The organism is Mycobacterium sp. NPDC051804, assembly GCF_044452905.1.
Lineage (GTDB): Bacteria > Actinomycetota > Actinomycetes > Mycobacteriales > Mycobacteriaceae > Mycobacterium.
In genome coordinates this window covers 39,404-52,645 of record NZ_JBITCD010000004.1, presented here as the reverse complement: position 1 = coordinate 52,645, position 13,242 = coordinate 39,404, and the positions used below count along the sequence as shown (strand labels likewise).

General features: G+C 65.7%; 16 protein-coding genes and 1 pseudogene. 5 read left to right on the top strand and 12 right to left on the bottom strand.

Annotated features, from left to right (window positions below; genetic code table 11):
* Position 1: 1 nt before the first annotated feature.
* The 3 genes from ACIA48_RS15695 to ACIA48_RS15685 form a co-directional block, all read right to left on the bottom strand.
* Positions 2-871: an MlaE family ABC transporter permease gene (locus ACIA48_RS15695; RefSeq protein WP_396733050.1), complete on the bottom strand. Its 870-nt coding sequence runs from the start codon at positions 869-871 to the stop codon at positions 2-4.
* Between the two features lie 420 nt (positions 872-1,291).
* On the bottom strand, positions 1,292-1,678 hold the full coding sequence (locus tag ACIA48_RS15690; RefSeq protein ID WP_396733047.1) for a hypothetical protein: 387 nt from the start codon (positions 1,676-1,678) through the stop codon (positions 1,292-1,294).
* Positions 1,576-1,929, bottom strand: a complete 354-nt coding sequence (locus ACIA48_RS15685) for a TetR/AcrR family transcriptional regulator (protein ID WP_396733044.1) — start codon at positions 1,927-1,929, stop codon at positions 1,576-1,578. The genes ACIA48_RS15690 and ACIA48_RS15685 overlap by 103 nt, the downstream gene beginning before the upstream one ends.
* 50 nt (positions 1,930-1,979) lie before the next feature.
* On the opposite strand from ACIA48_RS15685, the pseudogene ACIA48_RS15680 reads away from it, so the two are divergent.
* Positions 1,980-2,650: pseudogene (locus ACIA48_RS15680) on the top strand (oxygenase MpaB family protein).
* Positions 2,651-2,789: 139 nt separating this feature from the next.
* A complete protein-coding gene (locus ACIA48_RS15675; RefSeq protein ID WP_396733042.1) occupies positions 2,790-3,260 on the top strand; it encodes a YciI family protein in 471 nt (156 codons plus the stop codon).
* 63 nt (positions 3,261-3,323) lie between these two features.
* Here the strand turns inward: ACIA48_RS15675 and ACIA48_RS15670 are convergent, their stop codons facing one another.
* The 3 genes from ACIA48_RS15670 to ACIA48_RS15660 all read right to left on the bottom strand — a co-directional run bounded on the left by ACIA48_RS15670 (position 3,324) and on the right by ACIA48_RS15660 (position 5,059).
* Positions 3,324-3,791, bottom strand: a complete 468-nt coding sequence (locus tag ACIA48_RS15670) for a hypothetical protein (protein ID WP_396733040.1) — start codon at positions 3,789-3,791, stop codon at positions 3,324-3,326.
* Between the two features lie 13 nt (positions 3,792-3,804).
* Positions 3,805-4,635 (bottom strand): hypothetical protein, encoded by an 831-nt coding sequence (locus tag ACIA48_RS15665; RefSeq protein ID WP_396733038.1) that lies wholly within the window; start codon positions 4,633-4,635, stop codon positions 3,805-3,807.
* A 172-nt stretch (positions 4,636-4,807) separates the two neighbouring features.
* Positions 4,808-5,059 carry a DUF3253 domain-containing protein gene (locus ACIA48_RS15660; RefSeq protein ID WP_396733035.1) on the bottom strand — a complete coding sequence of 84 codons (252 nt, stop codon included), beginning with the start codon at positions 5,057-5,059 and terminating at the stop codon, positions 4,808-4,810.
* Between the two features lie 66 nt (positions 5,060-5,125).
* Here ACIA48_RS15660 and fadD8 point away from each other — a divergent pair, with 66 nt between their 5' ends.
* Both fadD8 and ACIA48_RS15650 read left to right on the top strand, forming a co-directional pair.
* Complete coding sequence (gene fadD8 / locus ACIA48_RS15655) at positions 5,126-6,727, top strand: fatty-acid--CoA ligase FadD8 (RefSeq protein ID WP_396733032.1); 1,602 nt, start codon at positions 5,126-5,128, stop codon at positions 6,725-6,727.
* 84 nt (positions 6,728-6,811) lie between these two features.
* A complete protein-coding gene (locus tag ACIA48_RS15650; RefSeq protein ID WP_396733029.1) occupies positions 6,812-8,080 on the top strand; it encodes a hypothetical protein in 1,269 nt (422 codons plus the stop codon).
* On the opposite strand, the gene ACIA48_RS15645 is transcribed toward ACIA48_RS15650, so the two are convergent.
* Positions 8,069-8,662 carry a nucleoside/nucleotide kinase family protein gene (locus ACIA48_RS15645; RefSeq protein ID WP_396733027.1) on the bottom strand — a complete coding sequence of 198 codons (594 nt, stop codon included), beginning with the start codon at positions 8,660-8,662 and terminating at the stop codon, positions 8,069-8,071. The two genes, ACIA48_RS15650 and ACIA48_RS15645, sit on opposite strands and share 12 nt — an antisense overlap.
* Positions 8,646-8,855 (bottom strand): hypothetical protein, encoded by a 210-nt coding sequence (locus tag ACIA48_RS15640; RefSeq protein WP_396733024.1) that lies wholly within the window; start codon positions 8,853-8,855, stop codon positions 8,646-8,648. Before ACIA48_RS15640 ends, ACIA48_RS15645 begins: the two co-directional genes overlap by 17 nt.
* Before the next feature lie 129 nt (positions 8,856-8,984).
* Here ACIA48_RS15640 and ACIA48_RS15635 point away from each other — a divergent pair, with 129 nt between their 5' ends.
* The gene (locus tag ACIA48_RS15635; RefSeq protein WP_396734993.1) at positions 8,985-10,196 is read left to right on the top strand and encodes an RNA polymerase sigma factor; all 1,212 of its coding nucleotides are present in this window, start codon (positions 8,985-8,987) and stop codon (positions 10,194-10,196) included.
* Here the strand turns inward: ACIA48_RS15635 and ACIA48_RS15630 are convergent.
* The 4 genes from ACIA48_RS15630 to ACIA48_RS15615 are packed head-to-tail and all read right to left on the bottom strand — an operon-like array spanning position 10,193 to position 13,219.
* The gene (locus ACIA48_RS15630) at positions 10,193-10,816 is read right to left on the bottom strand and encodes an SAM-dependent methyltransferase (protein WP_396733021.1); all 624 of its coding nucleotides are present in this window, start codon (positions 10,814-10,816) and stop codon (positions 10,193-10,195) included. The genes ACIA48_RS15635 and ACIA48_RS15630 overlap by 4 nt on opposite strands.
* The gene (locus tag ACIA48_RS15625; protein WP_396733015.1) at positions 10,816-11,577 is read right to left on the bottom strand and encodes a PIG-L deacetylase family protein; all 762 of its coding nucleotides are present in this window, start codon (positions 11,575-11,577) and stop codon (positions 10,816-10,818) included. The genes ACIA48_RS15630 and ACIA48_RS15625 overlap by 1 nt, the downstream gene beginning before the upstream one ends.
* Entirely contained in the window at positions 11,574-12,515 is a 942-nt protein-coding gene (locus ACIA48_RS15620; RefSeq protein WP_396733014.1) for an acyl-CoA dehydrogenase, read from the bottom strand. Before ACIA48_RS15620 ends, ACIA48_RS15625 begins: the two co-directional genes overlap by 4 nt.
* Entirely contained in the window at positions 12,512-13,219 is a 708-nt protein-coding gene (locus ACIA48_RS15615) for a glycosyltransferase (protein WP_396733012.1), read from the bottom strand. Before ACIA48_RS15615 ends, ACIA48_RS15620 begins: the two co-directional genes overlap by 4 nt.
* Positions 13,220-13,242 lie beyond the last annotated feature (23 nt).

Genomic DNA, 13,242 nt, shown 5'->3' with positions numbered 1-13,242 from the left:
GTCACAGCCCCACCCGCGGAAACATCATGATGTAGAGCTGGCTGATGACGACGTTGACGACCATCAGGATCAGGATCGATTCGACGACCGCCGCGTTCACCGAGTTGGCGACACCGGTCGGACCTCCGACCGTGGACATACCCTTCTGACACGAGACCACGGCAACGATGGCACCGAAGATGACCGCTTTCACCAGTGCGACGATCAGGTCCCCGGTGGTCGCGAACGAGGCGAAGGTAGCGACGAAGCTGCCGGGTGCACCGTTCTGGAAGTAGACGTTGAACAGGTAGCTCGCGAGGAAGCCGACGAAGCACACAACACCGGTGAGCGCGACGCCGACCATGATGGCAGCGGCGAACCGCGGCACCACCAGACGCCGGATCACCGAGACGCCCATGACCTCCATGGCATCGGTCTCTTCGCGCATCTTGCGCGAGCCGAGGTCCGCGGTGATCGCGGATCCGACGGCGGCGGCCATCAAAATCGCGGCCGTCAGCGACGCGGCCTGCCGGATGACGGCGAGCCCGCTGGCCGCGCCGGCCAGCGACGTAGCACCCACCTGGCCGGCCAACAACGCGAACTGGATCGACAGGGTGACCCCGATGGGCAGCGCCACCAGCACGGTCGGCAGCACTGCGGTGCCGGCCATGAACGCGCCCTGGCGGATGAACTCCTGCCATTGGAAGCGACCGGTGAAGAGGTCGATGAACAAGTACTGCAGGGTGCGGACGGCGAGGACGAATTGGTCACCGACCGTGGTCAGCGAGGCCAACGGGTGGCGGCGAACGTACCCGGCGGTCCAGTCCTGGATGGCTTCGAGGCCGTCATCGGCGTCGCCGGCTCTTGCCCTTCCGGCAGGCGGCGCGGTCACCAGCCTCGAAACCTTGCGTCAAGACGATCAGCCGCCGTTTCGCATGTGCTTGCGCCGAGTCAACGTCCACTCCCACCGTTGAAACCGACCCGGAAATCTCGCGTCGGTGTCTTCATAGCAACCCCGCTACCGCACGACACGCTATGGCTGACGACCCTTCGACGTCAAGATTTTCCTGAATGGTCATTAACATAAGTGCGCTTCTGCGAAGTCCCTTCAGGGAATTCCCATGCCCGTACGGCATGTCCAGCAAGGACTTTACGACTAGTCCCCGACGCTCCGCGGAGCATTCAATACTATTAGGTACGGTTAGCTTTGTTAACTTTTTCTACGGAGACATGCGCGGGAGGCAGGCGTCTTCAACCGCGATCCATATGCTGACACGAGCCGTAGCTCGCGTTCAATTCGCGTTTCGTCGGGTCAGCGTCCGCCCTCCGGCGGAGTCGGCCACGGCCGCAGATAGCTCAGCGCCATGGTGGTGAGCTCGTCGATGAACTCGTCCCGACTGATTGGAGGCTGGTCGAGCACGAAGCGCACGCACAGATGCTCGACCATGCGCACCAGCATCCACGCAGCCGTGTCATGGGATCCGACGGGCCGCAGCGACTTCTGATTAATGGTCAGATACGCCTTGGTGAGGTCGCCGATTCGCTGCTCGAACGCGATGAGCTTGCTGCGGGCACCGAGGCGTGGCGTCTGCTCCATCACTGCCCGCAGAAACTCCGGATGAACGTCGAGAGCGTCCAGCAGTGCGGCGATGGACTCGCGCACGTAATCCGGAGCCGGCCGGCTGAGGCGTTCGGACACTCTCGCCGCACCCGGGCTGACAACTCGTCGCTGTACCGGTCCATCACGGCCGCAGCGATCGCGTCCTTGTTCGGAAAGTACTGATACAGCGACCCCGGGCTGATTCCCGCGGCCGCGGCGATGCGATTGGTGGACGCGCCGTCATAGCCGTGGGCAATGAGCATCTGCTGACCCGCGTCGAGGATGCGATCGACCATCGCGCGGGATCGCTCCTGGCGCGGCGTCCTACGCAGCGCCGGATCGACCCTCACCATCAGAAGGCGAATTGAATGCGAGTTATTGCTCGTGTGAGCATCAGATCATGTTCGCACAGTCGGGGTCGTCTCGGATTGCCCTTGGGCCGGAATCGCTGCTGTGGCGATGGGCAGGCGATATGCGCATCGCGTTCGAGGGCGGCTCCGCAGGGCTCCTCCAGACCATGCATCCGGCGATCGGGCAGGGACTGATCGACCACTCCGACTTCTTCGATGACCCCGTCGACCGAGTATTTCGATCGCTACCCGGGATCCTGGGAACGATCTACAACGGCGAACAGGCCGATGCGACCGGACTGCAGGTGCGCGACTTCCATCGCGACATCAAGGGCTCGCTCCCCGACGGGGATCGCTATCACGCACTGCAACCGGAGACGTTCTGGTGGGCGCACGCGACGTTTCAGCGGATGGTCGACCGCCTCGCCGGACTATCCGTCGCATCCGCGGCTACGACCGCTGACCAACGCGTTGCTCCCCACGCTGCCGGTGCGGATGGCGCTGGCGCCGCCCATGCGACTGGTCATTTTCGGCGGACTGCCTGCATCCGTACGCGATCGGTTCGCCCATTTCGTGGAGCCGCGGCGACGAGCGGCGATACCGCGCGATGCGTGCCGGCATCCGCGCCGGGTGGCCCTACGTTCCAACGTCACTCAAGTGGTACCCGGCCGCGCGCAAGGGCTGGCTTCGTGAACAGGGACGCGTACCCGGCCGATTCTGACGCATCGGCACAGCTCAAGCGGTTTGCAAGAAATTCGATGAATTTTTCTCCCCGGCCGTGTCGATTTCAGTGGGTTCCCGTTCGACGTATGCACGAGGGCAAGATCAAGAGGCCCCTTCCCAACTAGAAGGAGACAACAATGTCGCGCTACATGCTGATCATGCGGTCCAGCGCCGAGGCCGAGGCGGCCATGGCGGAAGCCGAGATCGACTTCGACCAGATCATCGAAGAGATGGGCCGTTTCAACGAAGAGCTCATCAAGGCCGGTGTACTGCTGGCCGGTGAGGGCCTGACGGGACCCGAGGAGGGCTTCGTCGTCGACTTCAACTCCGACCCCCCGGTGGTCACCGACGGCCCGTACACCGAAGCCAAGGAGCTGTTCAACGGGTTCTGGATCATCGACGTGTCCTCGAAGGAGGAGGCCAAGCAGTGGGCTCAGAAGATCCCGCTGGGCAAGGGCGTCAAGGTCGAGGTGCGCCGGGTATCGGAGACCGAGGAGTTTCCGCAGGACAACCCGTGGGTGCAGAAGGAGATCCAGTGGAAGGCCGAGCTGGCCGAAAAGATCGCGGTGCAGGCGCGGGCCGACGCCGACAAGTTCGCCGCCCGCTGACCCAGCTCGGCTTCGTACGAGGCAGCGCTGCATCCTCCGTGAGGCAGCGCTGCCTCGTCGTGCTTACGCGATCTTCGCCAGGCTGAAGTTGCTTTGGTAAGTGACCTCGGCAGGATCGCCGCACGCCGGCGCCGACTGCGTGTTGACTGCCGTGCCATTCAACGTTGCCGCTTCGAATGCAAACACCACTGTCCCGGGGACGGTCACGTTGTCATTGGGCGGCTTACACCGAACGGCTTCCGAATACTGCACAGCCATGCCCCAACGCCCGTCGTTCAGTAGCGCCCGCCCGCCGTACGGCTTGACCCTCGGGTCGGTCACGGGCGTGACGGCCACGTCCGCGCATCCCGGACCGCAGGGCGTGATTACCCACGTGTTGACCCTGCCGGTGTCCGACGTATAGCTGTAGGTACCGCTCAGCTCACCTGGGGAGGGCTGGAGTGGACCGTCAGCCGATGCGATACCTGTTGAGCCGATTGCCAGGCCGGCCGCCAGGATGACCGTCGAGGCCATCTCGCGAGTGATGGTCATGCCGTTCCTCTCGTCAGATGTGTCCGGGCATTCCGCCCATACCGGCGCCCATGCCACCGATATGACCGATTCCACCCATACCGCCGATATGACCGATTCCGCCCATACCGGCGCCCATGCCACCGATATGACCGATTCCACCCATACCGCCCATTCCGGCTGGGCTTCCAATACCGCCAATTCCGCCCATGCCGCTGATTCCGGCCGGGCCACCAATTCCGCCAATTCCACCCATTCCCGTGGGTGCCATCGGCGGCGGAGCGATCGGCGCCATCGGTGGTGGCGCGATGGGTGCCATCGGTGGCGGTGCGATCGGCGGCGGCGGTGGCGCCAAAGGCGGTGGCACGACCGGCGGCGGAGGAGGCGGCGGTGGTGGTGGAGGCGGTGGTGGCGGAGGCGGTGGTGGTGGGGGTGGCGGGGGTGGAGGCTGCGTTGGCAGTCCGTACGGGCCGCCCGCACATATCGGGTTGGCAGGCTGGCTGATGCATGCGGGATCAGCCGGGCCTGTGGGCGGTCCCATGGTGGGCGGCGGCGGTGGAGGAGGCGGCGGCGGCGGCCCCGGTGGAGGCGGCGGCGGCCCCGGCGGGGGCGGCGGCGCATACGGGCCGCCCTGGCACACCGGGTTGGTCGGCTGGGTGATGCACCTGGGATCATCCGGCCCGGTCGGTGGTCCAGGCGGCGGAGGCGGCGGCTGGAGCGGCGCCGGCGCGATGGATGTTCCGCCGAAGGCGGGCATCGCGATCGCCGGACCGGCCGCGCCCGTCGCGGCTACGACAAAGAGCGCACCGGCGAGGGCTCCTTTCGTCATGGCGTTGCGGACTCCGGAGACATTCGACCAACTCACTGTTCGCTCCTTTGTGCGGCCGGCAAAGGCGACGTGTCGGCCAATATTATTGACGCCGAAGCTAATTCGCCCATGACTGCTCCCTTGACGGGGTGGAACATTCGCACGCTAACGCATCGAAAATGCGTCGACAGCAAATCGGAGAAAGTGCCCTTTTCAATTTGCTGAAACGTCACCGCGATCTAGCGCGAATACGGATCGGTCCCCGCCACTCTGTATCCGGGTCGATCACCTCGCCGCGCTGCATGATGTCCACGACTCCGGCCCTCGCGAGGTCCCGCGCAACATCGCGGGCGCTCTCCATCAGGTCGCGCCAGTCGGCGCCCCCGACGGCGCGTGCGGCGTCCGACGGACAGATGGTTTTCGCCGGCGCCCGCTCGCCGGCCAACGTCAGGATCGCCTCGCGCAATTGCTGCTCACTCACTGATCGGAAGAAGCCCGTTTAACCGGCCCTTGAAACCGTTTCTGTAACACGTTCTAATCTGAAGGCATGAGCGACTCGCTGCTGCGTCACCCCATCCACTCCGGACACCTCACCGTCGGCGCGCTGAAGCGCAACAAGGACAAGCCGGTGCTGTTCCTCGGCGACACCACATTGACCGGCGGTGAGCTGGCCGAACGCATCAGCCAGTACATCCAGGCCTTCGAGGCGCTGGGCGCGGGCACGGGCGTCGTGAGCGGCTTGCTGGCGCTGAACCGGCCGGAGGTGTTGATGATTCTGGGTGCCGGCCAGACGCAGGGCTATCGGCGCCTGTCACTACACCCTCTCGGCTCGCTGGACGACCACGCGTACGTCCTCAACGATGCCGGCGTCACGTCGCTGACCATCGACCCGAACCCGATGTTCGTCGAACGGGCCAAGGGACTGCTGGAGAAGGTCCCCGGTCTCAAGCAGGTCCTGACGATCGGACCGGTGCCCGAGGAACTGGCCGACGTCGGTGTCGATCTCACCGCCGAAGCGGCCAAGTATTCGCCGAAGCCGTTGGTCGCCGCTGATCTGCCGCCGGACCACATCGGTGGAATGGCGTACACCGGCGGCACCACCGGAAAACCCAAGGGCGTCATCGGGACCGCGCAGTCGATCACCACCATGACCACCATCCAGCTCGCCGAGTGGGAATGGCCTGAACGTCCGAAGTTCCTGATGTGCACCCCGCTGTCGCACGCGGGCGCGGCCTTCTTCGTGCCGACCATCATCAAGGGCGGCGAACTGGTGGTGCTCACCAAGTTCGATCCGGCCGAGGTGCTGAAAACCATCGAAGAGCAGAAGATCACGGCGACCATGCTGGTGCCGTCGATGATCTACGCGCTGATGGATCATCCGGACTCCCATACCCGCGACCTGTCATCGCTGGAGACGGTGTACTACGGCGCCTCGGCGATGAACCCGGTGCGGCTGAAAGAGGCGATCGACCGGTTCGGCCCGATCTTCGCGCAGTACTACGGCCAGTCCGAGGCGCCGATGGTCATCACGTACCTACCCAAGGGCGATCACGACGAGAAGCGGCTGACGTCCTGCGGGCGGCCGACGGTCTTCGCACGCACGGCGCTGCTCGATGCGGACGGAAACCCGGTGCCGCAGGGCGAGGTCGGCGAGATCTGCGTGTCCGGTCCGCTGGTGTCCGGCGGCTACTGGAACAAACCGGAGGCGACGGCCGAGACGTTCCGCGACGGCTGGATGCACACCGGCGACCTGGCCCGCGAGGACGAGGACGGCTTCTGGTACATCGTCGACCGGACCAAGGACATGATCGTCACCGGCGGCTTCAACGTCTTTCCCCGCGAAGTGGAAGACGTTGTCGCAGAGCATCCTTCTGTCGCGCAGGTCTGTGTCATCGGCACCCCCGACGAGAAGTGGGGCGAGGCGGTGACGGCGGTGGTCGTGCTGCGCCCCGACGCGGCGTCCGACGAGGCTGCCATCGCGACGATGACGGCCGAGATCCAGTCGGCGGTCAAGGAGCGCAAGGGTTCTGTGCAGTCGCCCAAGCAGGTGATCATCGTCGACTCCGTCCCGGTGACCGCACTCGGCAAGCCGGACAAGAAGGCGGTGCGTGCACAGTTCTGGGAGGGTGCCGACCGCGCGATCGGCTGACAGCGTTCGTTGACTCTGCGCGTGCGGCGGTCAATCTACTGATTTTCACGCCCTCACCGCAGAGTCAATGGATTAAGGGCGTAGATGAACGACGTGGGCTGGGTGCGGGGCGACTACCTCGGCATCGACATGCCCGCTCACATCGACGCGCTGCGTGACGGCGGCGCTCGCTTTCTGACCGAGGCGTTCCGTGCCGCGGGTGCACTGAACGACGGCACCGTCACAGCGATCACCGAGCTTCGGGAGTTCCGCGGTGGCAGCACGGGTCGCAAAGCACTGCTGTCCGTCGACTACGACCGCGACGACCTCCCGGCCGATCTGTTCGTCAAGTTCTCCCGGGACTTCGACGACGCCGGCCGCGATGGCGGGCGTACGCAGATGGAGTTCGAGGTCCGCTTCGCGCTGCTGTCCCAGACTCCCGGCTTTCCCATCGCGGTGCCGAACTGCATGTACGCCGACTATCACGTACCGTCGGGCACCGGGCTGCTGATTACCGATCGAATTCCATACGGGGACAACGGCATCGAACCGCACTATGACAAGTGCATGGACTATGCGATGCCCGACCCGGTCGAGCATTACCGGGCGCTGTTAGGCGCGTTGGGACGGCTCGCGGGCACGCACAAAGCGGGCCGGCTACCCGCGGAACTCGTCGAGCATTTCCCCGTCGACATGGAGCGGCTGTCGGTCGGCGACCGCGTCGCGTACACGGCCGACCAACTGCAGCGCCGCGTCGATCGGCTCGCCGAATTTGCCGTCGCCCAGCCCGGACTCCTGCCCGCCAACATCCGCTCCCCCGAATTTCTGTCCCGGCTCAGGCGCGAGGTGATCCGGTTCCCGGAGCACGAGAAGGCGATATGGCGTTGGCTGGCGGCGGATTCCGACTATGTGGCGCTGTGCCACTGGAACGCCAACGTGGACAACGCGTGGTTCTGGGGTCGCGATGGGCGGCTCGAATGCGGGCTGATGGACTGGGGCTGCGTCGGTCAGATGAACGTGGCCATGGCGATCTGGGGCGCGATGTGCAGCGCCGAAACCTCCATGTGGGACGGGTATCTCGACGAACTGCTCGACGTGTTCCTCTCCGAATTCAGAGGGGCGGGTGGGCCCGCGCTGGCCTCAGAGGTGGTGAAGCAGCATCTGATGCTGTACGTCGCGATCATGGGATTGGCCTGGCTCCTCGACGTTCCGTCCTACCTGTTGAAGGTGCTGCCGGAACCGGTAGCAGACCGGTTCGACGCGCGGATCGCCGGCAGCGAGCAGGCTCGCAGTCGTCTGCTGATGATGACGAACTTCCTGAACCACTGGGAAGCAAACGATTTCGTCCGTGCGCTCGATGCGCTAGATCACTAGGTCGGCCTTATGGCGGACCCGCTCGATCCGTTCGGCGTTCGGATCGTCGACGTCGCGCACCCACGCCTGCGCCCGCTCGGGTGACTTGCCGAACTCGATATGACGTGTGGTCAGCCGGCGTCGACGTTCGTCGGGCGGGCAGTCGACAAACCACACCTCGTCCAGCGCCTGTCGCACTCGCGGCCACGGCTCGTCGTCGTCCAACAGGTAGTTGCCTTCGGTGACAATGAGCCTCGCCTCGGGCTCGACGCGAATGCTGCCCGCTACCGGCTGCTCGATGTCGCGGTCGAATGCCGGAGCATAAACGACCTCGCTACCCTCGCGGACACGTTGCAGCAGAGCGAGATACCCACCGGCATCGAAGGTGTCGATCGCGCCCTTGACGTCGAGCCTGCCCAGCCGCCGCAGCTCCGCATCCGAGAGATGAAAGCCGTCCATGGGGACGTGCACAGCGTCATCGATTGACGCCACGATCTGAAGAGCCAACGACGTCTTGCCCGCACCGGGCGACCCGGTGACGCCGATGATCACGCGATGCTGCCGGGCCAGCAGCGCCTCGAGGCGGCTAGCCCAGGAAGTCATCGATCTCGGCGGCCAGCCGATCGATGCGCTCTTGCTCAGTGGGGATTCCGCGGCTGTCGTCGGCGGCTCGCCGCCAGCCCATCCGCCACATCCGCGCGACAGTGCGGTCACCGATGCCCGCGTACGGGTTCGCGATCGTCGCCGGATAGGCCTTGCGGCCTTCCCGGTAAGCGGTCACGAGCCGGTGTGTCATCACCGTCAACTCTGCTGCGCGAACAGACGCAAAGCCGACCATTTCCGCGGCGTGTCGGAACACTTTCCGCGGACTCGGCAGAATGGTGACGTGTCGGACATCCAGGAAACCGTCGACGCGGTGTGGCGGATGGAGGCCGCCAAGATCGTCGCGACGTTGACGCGGGTGGTCGGTGACGTCGGATTCGCGGAGGATCTGGCGCAAGAGGCTCTTCTCGATGCGCTCACCCAATGGCCCGACACCGGCGTGCCGCGTAACGCCGGAGCCTGGCTGACCGCTGTGGCCAAACGCAAGGCGATCGATCAGTGGCGGCGTCAGGAGAACCTCGACGCGAAGTACACCGTGCTGGCACACGAACTCGAGACACACGAGCAGGACTTCTCTGAGGCGTGGGATCCCGACCGCATCGACGACGACGTGCTGCGTCTGGTCTTCATCTCGGCACACCCGGTGCTGTCCCCCGAAGGCCAGATCGCGCTGACGTTGCGCGTCGTCGGCGGCCTCACGACCGAGGAGATCGCGCGAGCGTTCCTGACGTCGAAGGCGACGATCGCCGCGCGAATAACGCGGGCGAAGAAGACTTTGTCCGACGCCAACGTGCCGTTCGAAGTGCCCGACCGTTCGGAGTATCCGCGGCGGCTGGCGTCCGTACTGTCGGTGATCTACCTGGTCTACAACGAAGGCTATTCGGCGTCTTTCGGCCAGCGCTGGATCCGCGACGAACTGTGCAGTGAGGCTTTGCGATTGGGCCGGGTGCTCGCCGCGCTGGTGCCCGACGAGCCGGAAGTGCACGGCCTGGTCTCACTCATGGAGTTCCAGTCGTCACGATTCGCCGCCCGCACCGACAGCGACGGCAGGCCGATCCTGTTAGAGGCGCAGAATCGGGCCCGGTGGGATCGCGCGCAGATTCAGCGCGGAGTGGCAGCGCTGGAAAGATCATCGCAGGCATTGCAGCGCAAGGGTGTTGGCTGGGGCGCGTATGCGCTGCAGGCCGCCATCGCGGAATGCCACGCTACCGCGCCGACACCCGGCGATACCGACTGGAAGCACATCGTCATGCTGTACGACGGGCTGGTGCAGGTGTCGCCATCGCCCGTCGTCCATCTCAATCGTGCGGTCGCGGTCGCGATGGCCGGCGATCCCGCCGAAGCGTTGGCGATCGTCGACAACCTGACCGGGCTCGACGGTTCCTACCTGGTGCCGAGCGTGCGCGGCGAGTTTCTCATCCGACTGGGCCGCAGCGCCGAGGCCGCCGACGAGTTCGACCGCGCCGCCGAACTGACCGACAACGATCGAGAACGGGAAGTGCTGACCGACAAGGCCGTCCGCGCGCGCGGCTAAGCCCCCGGCACTCCGGTGCGCGCAGCCACCGATTTCGACGAACCGGTATCGAACACCTCGACGATCACGTCGGCGTCACGGTATCCGCCAAGGTGATACAGATCCGCCGTCGCGGCGATGATGTCTGTGGCGTAGTCCCCGGTCATCGGATACTCGGCAACGGGGTGACGCCAGTGCGCGGCAACGACCGTCGTCCCAGGCCGCAAAATCGGTATTTCGCGATCTAGTGTGTCGCGCAGCACCTCGGGATGTAGGTAGTAGCAGAGCTCGGACAGCACGACGAGATCGAATCCCGCCTGCGGCCACGGGTCGTCCACCGATCTGCGAAGCAGCGTCACATCGCGGCGCCTGCCCGCGTCGACCAGCCGCCGGTGCGCGGCATCCAGCGCAGCGCTCGCGATATCAGTGCTCGTGACGTGATCACACCGTGTGGTGAGCTGTTCGGTGAGCACACCGATCGAGCAGCCGGGCTCGAAGGCGTGGCGGTAACGCCGATAGGGCAACAGTGCCAACGTGATCGCGTACTTGCGCTGCTCGTACCACCTCCCTCCGAGCTGCCACGGATCGTCGGATTCGGAATAGATCCGGTCGAAGTAACCGGTCGATAGCCGAGTGGGCATCAGAACACCACCTCCCTGACGGCGAGTAGTCGCCGTAGTACGAACGACGGCAGCAGCGGCGCATCGGCACCGTCAGACTCGACCTGTGTGTGGTAGCACCGCACGGCTGCCGTTTTGCGGTCGAGAGCATGTGGGGCGATCGGCAGGACGCGGAGGCGATGCCATGGCACGGCGGTATCGCCCGGTGTCGCCCAGTGCCACATCCAAATTGGATACTCGAGTAGCGTCACATCGCACAATTGCGCGGCGTTCGCCGCGGCACGACCGACGGCCTCGTGATCGGGATGCCCGTCGCCACGCCACGTCGCCGCGATCCAGGTGCGGTTCGTCCTCGTCGCCAGAATTTCGGTCAAGAGGTCCGTCAACCGTTCCTCATGATCGCTCAACTCGCCGTCGGGCATTCCGAGACAAATCGGTGGAGGCACCCCCAGGACCGCTGCGGCCTTGTGCATCTCGGCGCGGCGGGTGCGTTCCAGGTGCAGACGCTCCAACAACCCGAGGCCCCGATGCGACGCGCCGCCGTCGCTCGCGGCGACGACCTGTACCCGCACCCCCCGCTCCGCCATGGTGACCAGAGACGTGCCGAAACCGAGGGTCTCGTCGTCGGGATGTGCTGCCACGACGACGATTTCGTCGCAGTCGCCGAGGTCAAGTTCGGATGCTCCGGCCAGGGAATCGAGCCAGTCCTGCGTCGGTGTACCGCCCTCAGTCAACGGCCGAGTGGCGAATCGTTCACCGTTGCCCAGGTTCGCGAGCGTCATCGTGCGGCTCCCGCCAGTCGGCCCAACCGTTCGAGATCGCGCTCCGCGTGGCTCTGCCGCACGTACACGGTCAGGTCGGCGACGCGTTTGGCGTGCTGAGCGTCCTGACACAGCGGCGCCGGTCCGAGCGCACGACCGGTCCGGGCAATGGCCTCCTCGACCGCGGTTTCGATCACCGCCCTGGTGCGCAGCGCGATCATCTCGGCCGCACCCTTGCGATTCAACGGATCGTCGTCGACTGCGGCCGCCGCGCTGACGAGCATCGCCTCACCGGACGCCAGCGCGGCGTCCACGGCCCCGAGGTGGGCCAGCGCGTGCGGATCGGCGGAATCGTCTGCAGCGCGGACGTACAGCGGCTCGGCCACCGCCCGCGCACCGCCGAGCCAACACGCCGCTACCCCGATCGCCCCGTGCCAGAAACCGGGCCTCGACAGGTACTCGCCGGGCCTTCCGACCGCTGTGGCCGGGACATCGCTGAATTGCACTGAGCGGGTGTCGGATTCGGCCATCCCCGGGTTGCGCCATCCACTCGGCAGCGGTCGCACCCCGGCATGGCGCAGGTCGACTGCGAACAGTCCCCGCTCGCCGGACCCGAGCCGCGCGGTGACAAGAGCGTGGGTGCACAGCCCAGCACCCGAACACCACACTTTGGTGCCGTCCAGTGCCGTCGCATCGCCACCGCCTGAGGCGCTGAGCACCGCGTCGCGCGACTCTGCGGCCCAAACACCCCACAGCTGATCGGATTTCGCATCGGAGCTGCCGAGTTCGGCCATGATCGCGACCGCGTCGGCATGGGCTTCGGCGAGGCGGGCGGCAACCACGTCGACCTCGGCCAGCGCGGCAAGGCGATGCCAACGTCGCGCCGTCTCACCACCACCGGGAAGCGGTAAGTCCAACGCCCCGGCGTCAAGCCACCGGCCGAGCAGTCCGCCTGTCATGTCTCGACACGCACCTTGCGTCGTGGCTTGGCCAGCCCGCGAAGATGAGCAGCGAATCCACCGGGCGCGCGTCCTTCTTGGCGGGCTGAGGTCGCCACCGACAGCTTCGCGTCCCGGTGGATATTCATGTGCCCCGACTCGAATCGCTGAACGAGGTCGACGTCCTCACCGGTGCTCAGCGCACGAAACCCACCGACGGCCCAGTAAGCGTCGGCCCGAAAACCCATATTGGCGCCGTGCACGTGATCGTGACCGAGTCCTGTGGAGTGGTAGGTCGCCAAATACCGGCGTGCGGCCTGTGCGGGTAGCCGCCATACGGGTATGCGCACCGTTCCGAGCACCATGTCAGCGCCGGCCTGCGTCATCTGTGTCAGCCACTGGCTGCCGACGATGGTGTCGGCGTCGGTGGTAGCGAACCAGGTGCGGGACGGTTCGACGTCGGCACACGCCGCACGTGCGTGCTCGAATCCCGCGGCGCGGGCCGCGCCGACGTTTCCCGCATCGGTGGAGATGAAGTGCACATTCGGGCCGTACCGGTCGGCAAGATCGGAGCTGCCGTCGTCGCACGCATCGAGGACGACCACGATCAGAACCGGAATCGGTGTGTGCATCGCCGCTGCCAGCAATGCGGACAGACTGCGCGGGAGACGCTCGATCTCATTGTGCGCAGGTACCACCACGACCGCCTGCTCCAGCTCCGTCATGGCAGTTAATTAGCCGATTTCGG